This window comes from Acinetobacter sp. YH01006 (assembly GCF_013420445.1).
GTDB classification, from domain to species: domain Bacteria; phylum Pseudomonadota; class Gammaproteobacteria; order Pseudomonadales; family Moraxellaceae; genus Acinetobacter; species Acinetobacter pseudolwoffii.
The window spans coordinates 1-3,621 of record NZ_VOYB01000054.1 but is presented as its reverse complement, the minus strand read 5'-3'; the positions used below and the strand labels follow the sequence as shown (position 1 = coordinate 3,621).

Annotated in this window: 3 protein-coding genes and 3 pseudogenes; 1 reads left to right on the top strand and 5 read right to left on the bottom strand. The window is 60.8% G+C overall.

Annotation, left to right across the window (positions count from 1 at the left end; translation table 11 throughout):
* The 4 genes and pseudogenes from FTT73_RS15805 to FTT73_RS15790 all read right to left on the bottom strand — a co-directional run.
* A partial coding sequence (locus tag FTT73_RS15805; RefSeq protein ID WP_306669841.1) for a recombinase family protein occupies positions 1-170 on the bottom strand: 170 nt, incomplete at its 3' end.
* Between the two features lie 44 nt (positions 171-214).
* A complete protein-coding gene (istB, locus tag FTT73_RS15800; RefSeq protein WP_180075654.1) occupies positions 215-1,000 on the bottom strand; it encodes an IS21-like element helper ATPase IstB in 786 nt (261 codons plus the stop codon).
* Complete coding sequence (gene istA, locus FTT73_RS15795; RefSeq protein ID WP_373683612.1) at positions 997-2,055, bottom strand: IS21 family transposase; 1,059 nt, start codon at positions 2,053-2,055, stop codon at positions 997-999. The genes istB and istA overlap by 4 nt, the downstream gene beginning before the upstream one ends.
* Positions 2,056-2,161: 106 nt before the next feature.
* Positions 2,162-2,254 (bottom strand): annotated as a pseudogene (locus tag FTT73_RS15790) (recombinase family protein); the annotation flags it as partial.
* 125 nt (positions 2,255-2,379) lie between these two features.
* Between FTT73_RS15790 and FTT73_RS15785 the strand changes: the two are divergent.
* A pseudogene (locus tag FTT73_RS15785) lies at positions 2,380-3,435 on the top strand (DUF4158 domain-containing protein); the annotation flags it as partial.
* Between the two features lie 54 nt (positions 3,436-3,489).
* On the opposite strand, the pseudogene FTT73_RS15780 reads toward FTT73_RS15785, so the two are convergent.
* Positions 3,490-3,621 (bottom strand): annotated as a pseudogene (locus FTT73_RS15780) (IS6 family transposase); the annotation flags it as partial.

The following is a 3,621-nucleotide window of genomic DNA, read 5'->3' as shown; positions in this document are numbered from 1 at the left end:
CGTCCGAGGCGATCGAGCTTCCAGACCACCAGCACATCGCCGTCACGCAATGACTTGAGGCAGGCAGTCAAGCCAGGGCGATCATCACGACCGCCGGAAGCAAGATCATCATAGATATTGTCCCGTTTGTCAACGGCGATTGAAAACTGATACAGATTTTTTCGTGCCAGCGATTTAAAACTGATACACCGCCGTCGCTGAACACCGTCCGTGTTCAGCCAATTTCTGCAACATCGCTCCCCCTCATCATCCCGGCCTGTCGCTGGTGCTTCAGCCGATAGCTTTCCCCGGCAATCGGCACGATGTGCGCATGGTGCAGCAGCCGGTCGAGCAGGGCCGCGGTCAGCGTCGTATCCTGCGCGAAGGTCGTGTCCCATTGCCCGAACGGCAGGTTGCTGGTCACGATCAGGCTGCTGCGTTCATACAAGGCTGCGATCACCTGGAAGAACAGGTTTGCCTGTTCCCGGTTCATCGGCAAGTAACCTATCTCGTCGATGATCAAGAGCCGATATGCCTTGATCGCGCGGTGCATCACCGCCTTCAGATTGTTCTGGGTATGCGCCGTCGTCAACGCCAGCATCAGGTCGGCCGCAGTCGTGAAGCGCGTCTTGATGCCGGCTTGCGTCGCCTTGTAACCCAGTGCCATCGCCAGGTGCGTCTTGCCCACGCCGCTGGGGCCGACCAGCACCACGTTCTCATGCCGCTCGACGAATCCCAGGCCGGCCAGTTCCTCGATCTGGCTGCGTTTGACGCCTTTGGCGAAGTCGTAGTTAAACTCATCCAGCGTCTTCACCGCCGGGAATCCTGCCAACCGGGTCATCGTGCTTTGTTTGCGCACGTTGCGCCCAGCGACTTCTTCCCTCAGCAGCCCCTCCAGGAAGTCGCTGTAGGCCATTTCCTGCTTCGCTGCCTTCTGGGTTGCGGCGCCGTAGCCCTGGGCTATAAACGGCAGGTTCAGGCTCTCGCACAACGTCGCGATACGCTCATGCTGCAGGTTCATGCCGCCACTCCTTCCGATACCCGCACCAGCAGCGCGTCATACACCTGCAACGGATGCTGCACTGGAGAAGGTTGCGCGATCCGCTCCACCACTGCCGCCGGCCGCGGCACCGCAGGTGCTGCGGTAGTCGGTTGCGGCCTGGCTGCCGCGATATCCGCCCGCCACGGTGCCGGCAGCGCTTGCAGGTGCTCCACTTCCCGCTTCAATGCTTCGGCTGGCGGCTCGCCGGTGGTGCCGTGGATGCGCGCATTGGCCACCTCGCGCAGCCAGTGGGCTACTTCCACGTTGGCCGTCACGACGTCGAGCTTCTGGCCGCTTTGTGCCAGCCGGCTCGCCAGCGGCACATAGAACGAGCGCCGCAGGTAGCCGTTGAACCGCTCGACCTTACCCTTGGTCTTGGCCCGGTACGGCTGGCACAGCTTGATCACGAAACCGCTATGCCTGGCATAGTCCAGGAAGCCGGCGTGGAAGCGGTGCTCGCCCTCACCGTACGCATCGCGCTCCAGCACCACCGTCTTCATGTTGTCGTACAGGACCCGCCGCGTCACGCCGCCAAACGCCGCAAAGGCGCGCTCGTGGCAGGCGATCAGGGTTTCCACCTTCATGTTGCTGACGAACTCCACGTAGCTGGCCCGGCTAAAGCCGAGCGTCGCGCAGAACGCGTGCAATGGCGCGCTGCCTTTACGGAATTCGACCCAGTCCACCTGCAGCTGCTCGCCCATCGCCGTCTCGAAACGCACCACCGGGTCGGCGGGAGGCGCCGGGCGCAAGGTGCGCACGAAGGCCCTCAACTGGCTCATCCCGCCCTCGTAGCCGCGCGCGGCGATCTCGCGGTACAGCACGGTGGCCGGAATCACGTCAGGCTGAGCGGCTTGCTGCCGATCCCTCAGGTACTGCTCGAATTGCGCCAGCTTCGTCTGGCGTTTGACTTTGCGTTCGTACTTCGGCACGGACTCCAGGGCCAGGTGCCGGCGCACCGTGTTCACTGCGCAGCCTACCTCGGCGGCGATCTGCCGAAGGCTTAACCCATGCCTCTTCAGGAGTTGAATTTCCACGTACACCTCTTTGGGTTTCAAGGCCGCTCCGCAAAGCGGCCATCTTCTCAAAATGGTGTATCAGTTTTCAATCGCTGCCTGTATCAGTTTACAACCGCTGCTGACACCGTTCGACACCTGCGGCGCGCAAGGCGTCGTGCTGCAGGTCGAGAGACTGCGAGCCATCGGCTTTGGAGACGCGGGCATATCCGATCAGCATGTATCACAAACGTTGGTTTGAGGCGGCGCTTCGGCCACGATTGCATTGACCTCTGGAAATGTATCTCAACCAGCTTCATAAACAAAGCGTCTTGAACGCTATCAGATTTTGAAAAAGGAACATGTATGCCGCGTCGCGTCACTCTAACCGATCGGCAGAAAGACGCGCTGTTGCGCTTGCCGACTTCACAGACGGATTTGCTCAAGCACTATACGCTGAGTGATGAAGACCTTGGGCATATCAGGCTGCGTCGGCGCGCTCACAACAGGTTCGGCTTCGCCCTGCAATTGTGTGTCCTGCGCTATCCCGGCCGGGTGCTGGCTCCAGGCGAACTGATCCCTGCAGAGGTCATCGAATTTATCGGAGCGCAGCTTGGCCTGGGTGCCGACGATCTCGTAGACTATGCTGCCCGCGAGGAAACACGGCACGAGCATCTTGCCGAGTTACGGGGGCTCTACGGCTTCCGCACCTTCTCCGGACGTGGTGCGAGCGAGCTGAAGGAATGGTTGTTCCGAGAAGCCGAGATGGCGGTGTCGAACGAGGATATCGCCCGTCGCTTCGTAGCCGAGTGCCGACGCACCCGCACTGTCCTTCCCGCGACATCCACGATCGAGCGGCTTTGTGCCGCGGCTCTCGTCGATGCCGAGCGACGCATCGAGACGAGGATCGCCAGTCGGCTGCCTATGTCGATCCGAGAACAGTTGCTGGCATTGCTCGAGGAGACGGCTGATGATCGGGTGACCCGTTTTGTGTGGCTGCGCCAGTTCGAGCCTGGCTCGAACTCTTCGTCGGCCAACCGGCTGCTCGACCGGCTCGAATATCTGCAACGCATCGATCTCCCCGAGGATCTGCTTGCCGGCGTTCCTGCCCATCGGGTGACTCGTCTGCGCAGGCAGGGTGAACGGTATTATGCCGACGGCATGCGCGATCTCCCGGAGGACAGGCGGCTTGCGATCTTGGCTGTTTGCGTCTCGGAATGGCAGGCGATGTTGGCCGACGCAGTGGTCGAAACCCACGACCGGATCGTCGGCCGTCTCTACCGTGCTTCGGAGCGTATTTGCCATGCAAAGGTCGCAGACGAAGCGGGGGTGGTGCGTGACACCCTGAAATCCTTCGCCGAGATCGGGGGCGCCCTGGTCGATGCACAGGATGATGGCCAGCCGCTGGGCGATGTCATCGCGAGGGCACTGTTGCAAAGTTAGCGATGAGGCAGCCTTTTGTCTTATTCAAAGGCCTTACGTTTCAAAAACTCTGCTTACCAGGCGCATTTCGCCCAGGGGATCACCATAATAAAATGCTGAGGCCTGGCCTTTGCGTAGTGCACGCATCACCTCAATACCTTTGATGGTGGCGTAAGCCGTCTTCAT

What these genes read in the sequence shown, in the direction of transcription:
- istB (WP_180075654.1), bottom strand. Translation starts at nt 1,000, where the DNA reads ATGAACCTGCAGCATGAGCGTATCGCGACGTTGTGCGAGAGCCTGAAC.